Genomic DNA, 14071 nt, shown 5'->3' on the forward strand with positions numbered 1-14071 from the left:
AATGTATTAAACTATTTTTAATGCTCTTCTCCTAATTCTACCGCTCTACTAAATGCTGCAAAAGCTGCTTCTTTTATCAACTCATTCACATTATTATCTTCCATAGAATCTAATGCTGCACGCGTTGTACCACCTTTTGAAGCTACTTTTTCCATCCAAGAATTAGGTGAAATATTCGACTGATTAAAAAGTTCGATAGCTCCTGCAAAAGTTTGAGTAACTAATACTGTAGAATCTTTTTTCGAGAAACCCATTTTTAATGCTGCTTCCATCATGCTTTGCATAAAGTAAAAAACATAGGCAGGTCCACTTCCTGAAATTCCCGTAGAAGCATCAATTAATTTCTCACTAGAAACCTGAATAGATTTACCTGTAGTAGCCAATAAACTTTCCACCGTTAGCATTTCTATTCTAGATACCTCATCAGAAACCACAAAAGAGGTTAAACCTTTACCTATTTGTGCTGGTAAATTTGGCATTGCTCTAACAATCTTTTTTAAGCCTGTTAACTCTTCAATAGACTCTATAGTAACACCTGCCATTATAGATACTATTATTTGCTCGTTTTGCACAAGTAGCTTTATAGTATTAAACACATTTATTGCGTGGTGTGGTTTTACAGCGATAAAAATAATATCTGCCTTAGGAACACAATCTTCTAGTTTCTCAAAAGTATCAAAATGTGCTATTTTATGAAGCTCTTTAAGTTTTTCTTCAGATTTATCTAAAACCATAATATTCTTTTTCTTAAGAAGTTTAGATTTAGACATTCCTTCTGCATAGGTTAACCCCATATTTCCTGCACCAATTACAAGTACTTTCATGTGTTTTTATATTTTTTGAATAAGTTAGATTGTTAATTTATAAATGTACTATACGAATAACATACAGTCTTCACAATCTTTTACTTCTCCATAATACGTTTCTCTATATTTATGTACAGTTTTAAGAGGTAACCCAAGTAAATATTTTTTAATGTATGTTACTTTTGTTGTTAGCTCACCCATAGGGATACTGTATCTTTTTTCTTGAATAGTTTTTCTTTTGATGTATATCAGTTTCATATAATTGTTTTTAATTAATATTATTTTTATAAAGGAATCATGCTGTTATAGCTAATTAATAGCCATAAACATATAGAAAAGTAACAAATTGCTTTTACACCTATTCTTACTTAACTTAATAAGTTGAATAGGTAATATTGCAATATTTTTAAAGTATGTAGCGATAGCCTAATTAAAGGCCGACTGTTCTTAACAGAAAAAAATTGTTACAAGACTTGGCTTGTAAACTAAGAAGCAGGAGGTATGAATTTATCTGATTGATTTCTAAAAACCAGATAATTAAAAGTTAATACTCGTGAATTTTGTTGTTCAGTATTTTTCTGTACCATGGTGCAAATTTACAAAAACAAACAACCACCAACAAATACTCTTTGTTAAGATTATTATAAAGCTAAATATTTAAAAACAAAACACTTACCTATGAATTATTACACTAATAATTATAAGCTACTATTATTGTAAATAACATAATTATATACCTAAAAATTATTAAACCAATTATTTTATGTAGTAATAATTGATAAAAACTAAACGATGTTTTTTACTAAATTATATTTAATTTCGTTGTAATTAGAGATTATTTTCTGTGCTAATGTGTAATCTTGCGCTTTAGAATGCTCACTTTTATACGCTACACAATAAATTCCGCCATCATAAGCAGCTTTTATTCCGTTTGTAGAATCTTCTATAACCAAACATTCTTCTTTCTTAAAACCTGCAATTTCAGCTGCTTTTAAAAAAATTTCTGGATGCGGTTTTGAAGCCTTTAAATCTGCACCACTAATCTTTCCTTTAAAATATTGATTTAAATCAAATTTATTAAAAACATTATCAATCGTCACCATAGAGGCAGACGATGCTAAAACGAGTGTTATTCTGTTTGCGTAATAATCTTTAATTAAATCTAAAACACCTTCTAATAATTGCAAATCATTTTTATCAGAAAAAAAGAGCTCTTTAAAAAAAGCTCTTTTGTAAGCAACTAATTCGGTAGCTGCTATAGATAAGTTAAACTTGCTAACTAAATCTTTACAAATATCTATGGTTGATTGCCCTGTGTAAGCATTATATAATTCTTGAGAAACTTCGATTCCTACTTTAGCAAACATTAAAAAATATGCTTGTTTATGTAATGGTTCGGTGTCTACAATTACACCATCCATATCGAATAAAACTGCTTTTAAAGCCATTGTGTTTAGTTTGTGTTGTTTTACAAAAATAAGCAATTGCCTCTTTAGCTAGCTATTATTTTTTCTGACATTGTTTTAATACTTCTTCTGCCCTATCTAACATAAATTTAGGATAAAACTTTTCTGTTATTTTTTCTGTCTTGCCTAGTTCAATAGCTCTTTTAATATCTTTACAAAAAGGCGCTGTAGATTGTCCGAAAAAATTAGCCGCTCCCATATCTGCTTGTGCCTTACTTAATATAACTCTTGGGTTGTTAGGAGCTAATTTAAATGCTTTTGAATATAACGCTCCGTTTTTCATAGACATTGACATCCCGTATTTCTGTCCGTCAAAAGCCATGTAAGCCGTATTTAACAATGCTTGTGTTATTAAAATTTCTGGGTTATTTGGTGAAACAGCTGTTGCTGTATCTAAAAATTCTTGTGCCTTGTTAAGTTTCGCTTTTAAAACAGCTTCGTCTTTTACGCCAAAACTTCCAACAATTTCAATCGTTGCTGCGTAAAACGGAGGTAACCAGTTTTCTTTTTCGGCTTTAGAAATACGCTCAAATAACTGACTAGCTTCTGTTGTTTTATCTGACTGCCAAAGCTCAAAACCTTTGGTCATACCTTTTTCATATTTACTTTGCGCTGATAAGTTTATAGCTAATAGTAATACTAGTAATGTGATTATCTTTTTCATGTTTTTTTAGTTTATCTTAATTGATAATTTTATATTTTTTGATACTTTAAATTTTGCATTTTTATATTTTGGTGGCCCCATAAAACCTGTTGCATCATTAGAAATACCTATTGGTTCTTTTGGAATTCCGAAAAAATTAGTATCCATTTTTTTATTATTATTTGCATCATGAAAAGCAGAAATTGCGTAAGTTCCTATTGCTATATCCTTGAATACTACTGTTGCTTTTTTATCAATAACTTTTGCAATTGTACCTTTTAAAGGTTTCTTTAAAAAAGAATCTTCAGAATTATATAAAGCAATATATAAATCTCCTTTGTCTGATTTCATTCCGTTAAATTCTATAGTAACGGTTTGTGTTTCTTGAGCTAGAGCGCTTAAAACTCCACTTAAAATAAATATTGATGCTAAAACTATTTTTTTCATTGTTTTTATTTTTTATTGATGATTCAAATATCTTGACTTTCTTTCTATTTTTATCAAGAATAGCGCCGAATTGTTGTATTTTATTACTCAACCGTTAAAAGTTTATCAATTTCTATAAATATCTTTTTTGTTTCCTGACTAAAAGCTTCTAAATGTCCTTTATCAGAAGTAAAAAAAGTTTTAGGTTCTTGTGCATTTTTAAAAACAATCTGTGCATGACTTATGGGAATCGTTTTATCTACTTTACCATGTATTATTAATTTAGGCAAGTTTTTAATTGCTTTGATCTCTTCTTTAGATGGATATACTTTGCCTAAAACACTTTCTATATATGTATGTGCTGGTTTTGGCGCATACAATTTAGCTACATCTGCAAAAGATGAAAAACCGCCATCTAAAATTAAAGCATCAACCTCTTCTTGATGATTTTTAGTAAAGTTTGTAGCAATTTGGCAACCTAAAGACGCTCCTAATACAATTAATTTTGTGCCTTTTATGTCTTTATTTTCTTTCATTTTATTAAAGACAATAATTACATCTTCCTGTACGTTTTTATGTGTTGACTTTCCGGTTGATTTACCATAACCTCTAAAGTCAACCGCATACACTTGGTATCCATTAGCTATCATAGGTTTAATCATGTACATATAAGTTGATATATTTCCTCCGGCTCCATGAAAAAATAAAATTGTTGCCTTCGGAGGTGTTTTTGGCTGAAAAAAAGCGGTGTGAATTGTATCTTTTTCTACTGAAATAAAATCTTCTGAAAAAGGTGTTTTAATTTCTTTCCATTCTTTTTTAGGATAATAAAATTTGTCTTCAAATTGCGCATTTACAAACTGAAAAACAAATAGTAATAAAACTGTCATGGTAATTTTCATCGTTCTCATTATTTATGTATTATACTTCAAATATCTTTTATTTAAACAGAGCTCGCCAAAACATGTTACTCAGTTGTTCGTTTTCACGACTGAACTGTAATGTTTTTTCTTACTTTCTTTTAATTACAAATTATCTAATTGATTATCTTTCTTATTATCGCTGATTGTCCAAAAGAAACCAACAAAGAAAAACCGATCTGCATTAGGCACAATTGCTTGCCTATCAAAAACACCGTTCATATTCGGTGTGTTTTTATAATTATAACCAAATACATTCTGATGCCCTAAAACGTTGTTTACTGAGAAATACAATATTTTTTGCTGACTAATTAAATACGCCCAATTTACACTTACCGAATTATAATTTTTAGTTTTGTTATTCAAAAATCCTGTTTTATTAGGATTCGTGTAATTTCTACCAGAAGCAAAATTGTAACTAAAGCCTACCTGACTTTTTAAATCTTTAATAAAGTGTTTTCCTACCACTGATAAATTATGTGCCGATGCAAAATTTGGTGTAGCCGTTGTTGGATAGTTTTTATAATTTCTTTCGGTATCTAAAAACGAATATGAGACCCAATAATCGGTGTTTTTTACACTTTTATTATCTCTCCAAAAAACATCAATTCCTTTAGCATAACCATTTCCTAAATTCGAATAATTAGTGGTTGGTAAAAAAGAACCTGTATCATATTTTACTAAATCTTGGTATTTTTTATAATAACCTTCTACTCTAAAAATCTGTTTGTTTTTTACATATTGATAATTCGCTATAAAATGCGACGTGTTTTCTGCTTTAAAATCAGTATTAAATTTTAAATAATCATTTTTAGGGTTCTGAAAAAAGCGTCCGTACGCAAAAGAAAACTGTGCGTTTTTTCCTGATTTATAAGCAATAGATGCTCTTGGCGAAAAGGTAAACTCGTTTAACAATTCAGAATAATCGCCACGAATACCTATTTTTGATGCTAACTTTTTAGAGAAAAATATATCAGCCTCTGCATAAGTTCCTAAAATATTATTATCAAATCCGTATTTATAAGCTTCGTTCGTTACGTTCTTATAATTTTCTTTAAAATCGGTGACAAAATACTCTGCTCCGAAATTTAATTTAAATCGATTCGAAAAACGTTTCTTCATAGCTACTTTAAAATGTGCTGAGTTTTCTTCATCAGTAATTTCATCATCAACAACTTTAATAATAGCCTGATCATTTGTAAAACTTACACCTGTGGCAATTTTCCATCCATCACCAAAACTATTTTTATAAGAGCTATTAAAATATAAGTTTCTGTTTGTTAATCCAAAACGCACATCTTCTTCATAATTTATATCTTCTTGGGTTAAATCGAAATCAGTATAACTAAACGCTCCGTACACTTTTAATAGCGATTCGTTTTTAAACTTAAAACGATATACTGCCTCACCACTAAACGATTGCACTGGTTTATGCCACGTATTTCTGTCTTGAAAAGCCGATTGATACGGTGCTAAATTAATATACGATGCATTAACACTTAATGAATTTTTGCCAAAAACCTGTGTATTACCAACCCCTAAACCAACTGTCATAAAAGATAAATCTGTTTTTTCTTCAACAACTTCATCCGTTGTATTTAATAACAATACACTCGATAATGCTTGTCCGTATTCTGCAGAATAACCTCCGGTAGAAAAAGTGATTCCTTTAAATAAAAATGGAGAAAATCGACCACGAGAAGGAATATTATTTGCTGATGGCGAGTACGGTTTAAAAACTCTAATTCCGTCTACAAAAATTTGCGTTTCTTCGGCATCACCACCCCGAACAAAAAGTCGCCCATCTTCATCAACAGTTGATGTTCCTGGTAAGGTTTGTAAAGCGCCAACAAAATCGCCCAATGCACTTGCCGTTGTTACAATATCTAACGGTTTTAAAGCAGTTACTTTTGCATTGTCTCCTGCTTCAAAAGTTCCAGCGTTTATAGTTACAGCATCTAAAGTATTTACATCTTCACGTAATTTAATTTTTAACTTATTAAACTCTTTTACATCTGCTAATTTCGAAAATGTTTCGAAAGAGATAAAAGAAACTATTAATGTTCTTGTTCCTACTTCTGATGTTGAAAAAGAAAAAATTCCGTTATTATCTGTTGATGTGCCATCATATGTTCCGTCTAAATATACATTTGCTCCTTCAATCGGATTTCCTTTGTTATCTGTTACATTTCCTGAAATAATTGTTTGTGCAACCACATAACCCTGAATTAATAAGCATAAAATAAATAATAATTGTTTCATTGTTTTTGTTATTTGATAGTACAAAATTGCTTTCTTTTTAAAACTTAACATAAAAAGACACACTCAACTGTATAAATTTAATGACCAATTGTTCATTTATCAGAAATTAAATAGTATCCTCTTAAAAATAGGTTCTTTTATTTATATGGGTTCGTAAAATTTAAGACTATAAAGCACTGTAAAACTCATTAAAACTGTATTTTTACATAGTCTAAAAAATCACAATGTCACACGATTTAAGCAACCATAGAAAATCTTACGAAAAACAAGAACTTTTAAAAGAAAACTGCCCAGAAAATCCAATTGAATTATTTAGAGATTGGTTTTTTACTGCCGACGAATCTGAAATGGTAGATGAAGCTAACGCAATGAGCATTGCATCAATAGGCTTAGATGGTTTTCCTAAAAGCAGAATTGTATTGTTAAAAAAGTACACTTGGGAAGGTTTTATTTTTTACACCAATTATAATTCTGAAAAAGGAAAAGCTATTTTGAATAACAATAATGTATGCCTTTCGTTTTTTTGGGCTGGTTTAGAACAGCAGATAATTATAAAAGGAAAAGCTGAAAAGTTATCAGAAAACTTATCGGATGGTTATTTTGAATCAAGACCTGATGGAAGCAAGTTAGGCGCTTGGGCATCTAACCAAAGTGATGTTGTTAATTCTCGTAACGAACTTGATGAGCAACTAAAAAAAATAACAGAAAAATTTAATGGTAAAGAAATTGTAAGACCACCACATTGGGGCGGTTTTATGGTTAAACCAATATCTATTGAGTTTTGGCAAGGACGCCCTAACAGAATGCATGATCGTATAAGATATACCTTGCAAAAAGATTTCTCTTGGAAACTTGAACGTTTAGCTCCTTAGTTTTATATTTACACAGCTATAAAAAATTAAATGAAAACACTTTATATTGTTCGCCACGCAAAATCTTCATGGAAGTACGAAAGTATAGAAGATATTGATAGACCCTTAAAAGAACGCGGTATAAACGACGCGCATCTTTTATCGAAATACCTATCAGAAGAAATAAAAAGACCCGATGTATTTGTATCTAGTAGTGCAAACAGGGCTTTACATACTGCTGTTATTTTTTGCGAAAACTTTAAATACCCGCTTGCAAACCTTAAAATAAAACGTCAGTTATATAGTTTTAGCGATGGGTACTTAGTAAAAACTGTAAAAGCTTTAGATGATAGTTTTGACAGTGCTATTATATTTAGCCATGACCATGGTATTAATAGTTTTGTAAATAAATTTGGCGATAAACCTATTGCTCACGTATCTACTTGCGGTGTAATTGGTATTCAGTTTGATGAAAAACATTGGAAAAACATAAAAAAAGGAAGTACATGTTTAGTAGAATTTCCTAAAAACCATCGATAAATCTATATAGTTTGAAAATTAAAAAATACGGTGCGATAGATATAGGTTCGAATGCTGTAAGACTTTTAATAGCAAATGTTATTGAAGAAAAAAATAAAGAACCTCAATTTAAAAAATCTTCATTAGTTCGTGTTCCTATTCGTTTAGGAACAGATTCTTTTGTTACCGGTGTTATTTCTGAAGAAAACACCAACAGAATGATTGATGCTATGGAGGCTTTTAAATTACTGATGAAAGTTCATGGTGTTGAAAGATACAAAGCCTGTGCTACCTCAGCAATGAGAGAAGCTAAAAACGGAACTGAAGTTGTAAATACCATTTTTAAGAAAACCAATATAGAAATTGATGTTATTGATGGTAAAAAAGAAGCTGCTATTATATTTGCAACCGATTTAAATCAATTAATAGAATCAGACCTAACGTATCTTTATGTTGATGTTGGTGGTGGTAGTACAGAATTCACCTTGTTTTCTAAAGGAAGAATTATTAAATCGAAATCTTTTAAAATAGGTACCGTACGATTAATCAACAATAAAAAAACAGAAAACAAAGCTATTTTTAAAGAAGTACAAGAATGGATTGAAGGCAATACTAAAATATACAAACGTATTTCTTTAATAGGTTCTGGCGGAAACATTAATAAAATATTTAAAATGTCGGGTAGAGATATTGGCAAACCAATCTCTTACATATACCTAAATGCTCAATATCAGTTTTTAAAGAATATGAGCTATAAAGAACGTATTTCTGAACTAAGTTTAAATCCTGATAGAGCAGATGTTATTGTTCCGGCTACAAAAATTTACCTTTCTGCTATGAAATGGAGTGGAGCTAGAAAAATATTTGTTCCTAAAATCGGACTTTCTGATGGAATTATAAAAAGCTTATACCTTAATAAATTATAGATATTTCTTTTAATAAAAACAAAAAAACCGAGCAAATGCTCGGTTTTTTTGTTTGAAATAGATTGCTTTTACTTCACTATAGTAATCTTTAATTTAAGTTCTTTTTGCAACCATGTTTTAAGTTCATTTTCGTTCTTTTTTACAATCGAATCTGCCAGTTTAGGATTCCATATTACTGATAACTCAGGAATTGTATCAACCTTTATAAAATCTTTAGAAGATAATTTTTTAGAAAAACTGATTTCTTTAATATCATTAAATCTAATTTTAGCTTCTTTTGCCACTTTGCTAAATGGTACACTATTTTTATCTCTATCCAAAGCGTTTTGTTCAATATTAGTATTCAAGGTTGAAATTGTACTTTTCAGATCTTCAATTTCACGCTGTAATCCTTTTATTATATTGTCTTTTAAATCTAAATCTGTAATTGCTCTATCATAAGCATCTACTACCCTATCTACACTACGTGCTTTATTTTCATTTATTATAAGCTCGTAAGTATCTAACTTTGCATAGGTTTTTAATTCATTTCTTAAAAAGGTTTCTGTAGCATCAGTTACATCTCCGTTAAAGAACAAGTTTACTTTTTTAGTATCTCTATGAATTTTTTCTCTTTGCAACCATAAATCTTTATTAGACTCTATTTTCTCTTTTAAAAACTTCTTATAACTTGCATTTATAACGCTTTCTTTATAAACACTAATAAATGTAAATACCGCAGGCACCATAACTAAAAAAGCTACAACAGATGCTAAACGTGCAATTCGTTTTCTTTTTACTGAATTTACATAACGAATCATTGTAAACCCTAATAATTTTAAAACTAAAAATGTTGCTAATGCTATAAATATGGTGTTAATAATAAATAAATACATAGCACCAAAAAAGTAATCGAAATTACCAATTGCCAAACCATAACCAGCTGTACATAAAGGCGGCATTAGGGCTGTTGCAATTGCAACACCAAAAATAACAGAAGCTATTGTTCCTTTTTTTGTACGTGCTATAATTAAAGCCAAACCTCCAAAAAAGGCGATTAATACATCTCTAATATCTGGTTTTACTCTACCTAATAACTCAGACGTATCTTCTTTTAATGGAAATAGAAAGAAAAAGAAAAATGCTGTTAATAAACTCAACCCAATCATCGTTGCTAAGTTGACCAATGACTTCTTTAACGTATCAATATCGTTTATAGCAATAGACATTCCTATTCCTAAAATTGGCCCCATTAAAGGCGATATTAACATGGCTCCAATTACAACTGCTGTAGAGTTTGCATTTAAACCTATAGAAGCCACAAATATCGAACATATTAAAATCCAAGCTGTTGCTCCTTTAAACGGAATATCAACTTTTATGGCTTCAATTGTTGCTTCTTGATCGGTGTCTTCACGAAAATCTAATAACTCAACAATAAATTTTTTAGAACTCTCCCACAAACCTTTCGCATCTTCTTGAATAGCTTGTTTAGATTGCTCTACACTTTCATCTTGATTTAGTTTTTCTTCCATTTATGTTGTTTTATAACTTGCGAAAGATACAAAATTCCTTATTTATTTTATAAAAATAAAAAAAGCTCAAAGATGTTTCTTTGAGCTTTTTAACGATGCATTTACATCATCATTTAATTGATATTTAACTTCTTTTTTAAATCGTTTAACAGACCATCTTTATGAACTAAAACAGAAATAGTTTTTAATTTAAAATAAGGAATAGACATGTATACATATCCGTTGTTTCCTTGCTTTGTTCCCCAAGAATTTTTCACTTTAAAATACCTATTCCCTTGCTGATCTTTAACCAAGCCTACAATGTGCATTAGGTGATCATCAGTAGTATTAAAGTTTTCGAATTCTGATTGACGAAAACTTGGCGTTATATTTTTTTCTTTAATAATTTCTTTTAATCCCTTCTCACTATCTAAAACACTTGCAGGTATAAACGCTACTCCGTTTTTTGATGAAAATGTTTTTTCTGAAACATCACAATCTAGTTCAATCGTAAAGCCTTTTTCTAAAGCATTTTCTGTAACAGCAACCAATTCATCTAAAGAAACATTATAGAATGATCCGTTTGAAAAATTATCAGGAATATTTAAAACAAAATCATCATACATTTTAGCATGTTTAAAAGAAGTAATTGTTACGTAGTTTGACGGATTTATTTTTACATACTCTGCAAAACTTTTGGGCGTATATTCTTTACCTTCAAACTCGAACTTTTCTTTATTCTCGCCTAAATAAACATCTAAAACACTTTCTGTTGCTTTTTTCCATTTCGGACTTAATTCTTTAGCCGGATTTTTAATATACGCATCTAACATCGATTTTAAAACAGCTACAACCTCAGCGTGATTATGAGTTTGTTGCCCCATATCTAATCCCGAAAAAACTTGCTCAGGAACCAATCCGTATCTCGCTACAGAATTAATAACATCATGACCTAAACCACCTTCACTAAACTGCGCTTTTCCTTGACGATATAAATAATTACTAGCTTTATCTGAATACGTATTACGAACGGTATACATTTCTGATAAATCGATGTTTTTACCTGTTAACCGTATAATTTCAGATTCTAAAAATGATGTTGTAGAAAAACTCCAACAAGTACCAGTATTTCCTTGGCTTTTTACTTGCGTGTTTTCGATATCTTTTATGGTTTTAAACTCATATTCTTGAGCTGTAATAGCACCGATACTTAAAACGCTAAAAGCGGCTCCTATAAATAAATTTTTCATGTTTGAATTTTATTAATAGAGCAATTTACAGTTTTTATAATGACTTTAAAAATTTCAACCTGCTAAAAATCTACAATTACGCCTATTCTTGGCAAAGCTCTTCCTGAGGTGTTTTCAATTTCTTCTAACACATACCTCGAATTATCACTAGGATCTGAAACCCTACCGTTTTCATCTTCTATTGGCAATAAATACGGTTGCTGATTTGAGCTACTTGCATAAATATTCTGAATATCAACATATAAATTAATAGCAGCTTTTTTTAAGAACCATGTTTTATCTACCCGAACATCTAACTGTGTGTAACTATCAAAACGTTGACCATTTAACTTTGTGTAATCTAAAATACCACTGTTTACAACATCGTAATTTTCTTTTAATGAAGAAGCATCCCTATCGTAAGGTGTATAAGGCCTACCTCCAACTAATCTGAACTTAGAACCTATTTCCCAGTTTCTTTTTAATTTTTTACCTGCAGTTATCGTTACCAGATGTTTATTATCCCAAGTAGACGGAATATAATTACCTAGTGTATTTTTAAATTCACTTCTTACAAAGGTGTAAGATGCTATTCCGTACAAACCATTATATGATTTTTTTTGCGCAAGCACTTCAAATCCGTATGCTCTTCCTTTAGAATTAGAAACAACTTCTTCATTACCTACTACACCAAAATCTGCTCCTAAATTTGCCAAACTTATTTGATTTCTTACTGAAAAAGGATATTTACTATACGCTTTATAAAAACCTTCTAAAGTAATTTTAGAACTCGTGTTTGGCCTATATGCTAATCCGCTTACAAAGTGATCTGATTGTATGTATTTCAAACCTTTTTTATTAGCAAAGTCACCAGCATTATTTTTAAAACCTAAAACAGTATAAGATGGTAATTGATAATAACGACCTACTGATGAATTTAAAGATAACTTATCATTAAGGCTATAACTTAAAGAAAGTCTTGGTGAAAATTGATTTAAAAGATTTTTCATTTCACTATTATAATCAACTCCATCTAATCTAAATCCAAAAGAAACTCCTAGTTTATTATTTAAATATTCTTTAGAAACCTGACCAAACACACCATACTTTATAAAATCAATTTCTGAATTAAATACATCCTCAAAAACACCATCTGAATTAGCTACTTTTCTATAGGTATTGTTAATGTAAGTCGCTTTTTCTAAATTGGCACCTATATTAACTTTATAATTATTTTTAGTACTAAAATTACTCTCGTACCTAAATTTAGTTTCTATTTCTTTAGAATCGTAATCTAATAATAAGTTCTGTGGTGTTTCCTCATTCATAAAATACTTCACAGCCTTATTTTTAAGCTCATTTCTGCTTAAAACAAATAAATGAGTAACATCATCTGCAAAATACTTATAACTCGCTCCTACTGTATAGTTCCACTGACTATTTACAGGCACCGTATTTAAAAATACTTTATTACTTTTTATTGTTTCTTCATCTGTTTCACCATCATTAACTGATGTATTTAATTCAAAATCATCAATGGCTCCTAACGCCACTATAGATAACTCACTATTTTTAGATAATTGCGAATTAACGTTTAACTGAAAATCATTATAAGTTGGTAAAAAAGGCAATTTAATTAACTTAAATAATAACTGAAGATAAGATTGACGCACAGAGAGCATAAAGGTAGTTTTATCTCCTATAGGACCATCTAAAGTTATACCTGCATCCGAAGTTCCTAAAGTTGCTCTTGTATTAAGGGCTGTAGGGTTTCCTTTCTTTTGTGTAAATTCTATTACCGAACTTAATGTATTACCTCTATTTGCCGGAAAAGCACTTGAATAAAAATCAACCTTACGAATTAAATCAGCATTTATGATTCCTACTGGTCCGCCGGTAGCTCCTTGTGTTTGAAAATGATTTATTACCGGAACTTCAATTCCATCTAAATAAAACTTATTTTCTGATGTTGCTCCTCCTCTTATTATAATATCATTTCTAAAACCTGGATTTGAAGCTACTCCTGGAAATGATTGAATCACTTTTAAAACATCTCTATTTCCCCCTGGATTTTTCTCTATCTCAGCAACCCCCAAAGATTGTAATGATAACGGACTTTCTATTGATTTTTTAAACAAGCTAGCCTTAACTTCTACCTCCTTTAAGTTAGTACTACTTTCTTTTAATTTGATAATAATAAAGGGTGCATTATCATTCGTAACCAAATACTCGTCTGATATTAATGTTTCGTAGCCAATAAAAGAAACCTGTAATTTATTGTAACCTAAAGGAACGTTAGATATTTTAAAATTACCTTCCTCATCAGATGCCATTCCAATAGATGTTCCATAAATTAATACGTTTACAAAAGGAAGTGCTTCTCTTGTTTTTTGATCGATTACTTTACCTGTAATTATTCCTTGACCTACGGATACAAATGCCTGTAATAATAAAATAAATAGTACTAACTTTTTCATAATTGGAATCCTTAATATTTTAACAAAAATACAATATTGTTTAATTAAAAATA

General features: G+C 30.0%; 13 protein-coding genes. 3 read left to right on the forward strand and 10 right to left on the reverse strand.

The genetic code is table 11. From position 1 onward, the window contains the following. Positions 1 to 17: 17 nt before the first annotated feature. The 7 genes from proC to H0I30_RS06725 all read right to left on the reverse strand — a co-directional run bounded on the left by proC (position 18) and on the right by H0I30_RS06725 (position 6523). Positions 18 to 824 carry a pyrroline-5-carboxylate reductase gene (proC, locus tag H0I30_RS06695; protein ID WP_218771112.1) on the reverse strand — a complete coding sequence of 269 codons (807 nt, stop codon included), beginning with the start codon at positions 822 to 824 and terminating at the stop codon, positions 18 to 20. 48 nt (positions 825 to 872) lie between these two features. Continuing rightward, a complete protein-coding gene (locus H0I30_RS06700) occupies positions 873 to 1064 on the reverse strand; it encodes a hypothetical protein (protein WP_218771113.1) in 192 nt (63 codons plus the stop codon). A 527-nt stretch (positions 1065 to 1591) separates the two neighbouring features. Continuing rightward, the gene (locus H0I30_RS06705; protein ID WP_218771114.1) at positions 1592 to 2254 is read right to left on the reverse strand and encodes an HAD family phosphatase; all 663 of its coding nucleotides are present in this window, start codon (positions 2252 to 2254) and stop codon (positions 1592 to 1594) included. Between the two features lie 55 nt (positions 2255 to 2309). Further along, positions 2310 to 2936: a M48 family metallopeptidase gene (locus tag H0I30_RS06710; protein ID WP_218771115.1), complete on the reverse strand. Its 627-nt coding sequence runs from the start codon at positions 2934 to 2936 to the stop codon at positions 2310 to 2312. A gap of 6 nt (positions 2937 to 2942) precedes the next feature. Further along, on the reverse strand, positions 2943 to 3362 hold the full coding sequence (locus tag H0I30_RS06715) for a DUF2141 domain-containing protein (RefSeq protein ID WP_218771116.1): 420 nt from the start codon (positions 3360 to 3362) through the stop codon (positions 2943 to 2945). A gap of 83 nt (positions 3363 to 3445) precedes the next feature. Beyond that, the gene (locus tag H0I30_RS06720) at positions 3446 to 4243 is read right to left on the reverse strand and encodes an alpha/beta hydrolase (RefSeq protein WP_218771117.1); all 798 of its coding nucleotides are present in this window, start codon (positions 4241 to 4243) and stop codon (positions 3446 to 3448) included. A gap of 123 nt (positions 4244 to 4366) precedes the next feature. Continuing rightward, positions 4367 to 6523: a TonB-dependent receptor gene (locus H0I30_RS06725; protein ID WP_218771118.1), complete on the reverse strand. Its 2157-nt coding sequence runs from the start codon at positions 6521 to 6523 to the stop codon at positions 4367 to 4369. Between the two features lie 224 nt (positions 6524 to 6747). On the opposite strand from H0I30_RS06725, the gene pdxH reads away from it, so the two are divergent. Genes pdxH through H0I30_RS06740 form a run of 3 tightly spaced genes read left to right on the forward strand, consistent with a single transcriptional unit; the run spans position 6748 to position 8819 of the window. After that, positions 6748 to 7395, forward strand: coding sequence for a pyridoxamine 5'-phosphate oxidase (pdxH, locus tag H0I30_RS06730; protein WP_218771119.1), 648 nt, complete (start codon positions 6748 to 6750; stop codon positions 7393 to 7395). A gap of 30 nt (positions 7396 to 7425) precedes the next feature. Then, complete coding sequence (locus H0I30_RS06735) at positions 7426 to 7914, forward strand: histidine phosphatase family protein (protein WP_218771120.1); 489 nt, start codon at positions 7426 to 7428, stop codon at positions 7912 to 7914. Positions 7915 to 7925: 11 nt separating this feature from the next. After that, complete coding sequence (locus tag H0I30_RS06740) at positions 7926 to 8819, forward strand: Ppx/GppA phosphatase family protein (RefSeq protein WP_218771121.1); 894 nt, start codon at positions 7926 to 7928, stop codon at positions 8817 to 8819. Between the two features lie 68 nt (positions 8820 to 8887). Here the strand turns inward: H0I30_RS06740 and H0I30_RS06745 are convergent, their stop codons facing one another. From H0I30_RS06745 to H0I30_RS06755, 3 genes are all read right to left on the reverse strand, one after another. Further along, positions 8888 to 10333 carry a DUF389 domain-containing protein gene (locus H0I30_RS06745; protein ID WP_218771122.1) on the reverse strand — a complete coding sequence of 482 codons (1446 nt, stop codon included), beginning with the start codon at positions 10331 to 10333 and terminating at the stop codon, positions 8888 to 8890. A gap of 113 nt (positions 10334 to 10446) precedes the next feature. Further along, positions 10447 to 11562, reverse strand: coding sequence for a C1 family peptidase (locus tag H0I30_RS06750; protein ID WP_218771123.1), 1116 nt, complete (start codon positions 11560 to 11562; stop codon positions 10447 to 10449). Positions 11563 to 11624: 62 nt separating this feature from the next. Beyond that, the gene (locus tag H0I30_RS06755) at positions 11625 to 14018 is read right to left on the reverse strand and encodes a TonB-dependent receptor (protein WP_218771124.1); all 2394 of its coding nucleotides are present in this window, start codon (positions 14016 to 14018) and stop codon (positions 11625 to 11627) included. Positions 14019 to 14071 lie beyond the last annotated feature (53 nt).

This window comes from Tenacibaculum sp. AHE14PA (genome assembly GCF_019278465.1).
GTDB classification, from domain to species: Bacteria; Bacteroidota; Bacteroidia; order Flavobacteriales; family Flavobacteriaceae; genus Polaribacter; species Polaribacter bernardetii.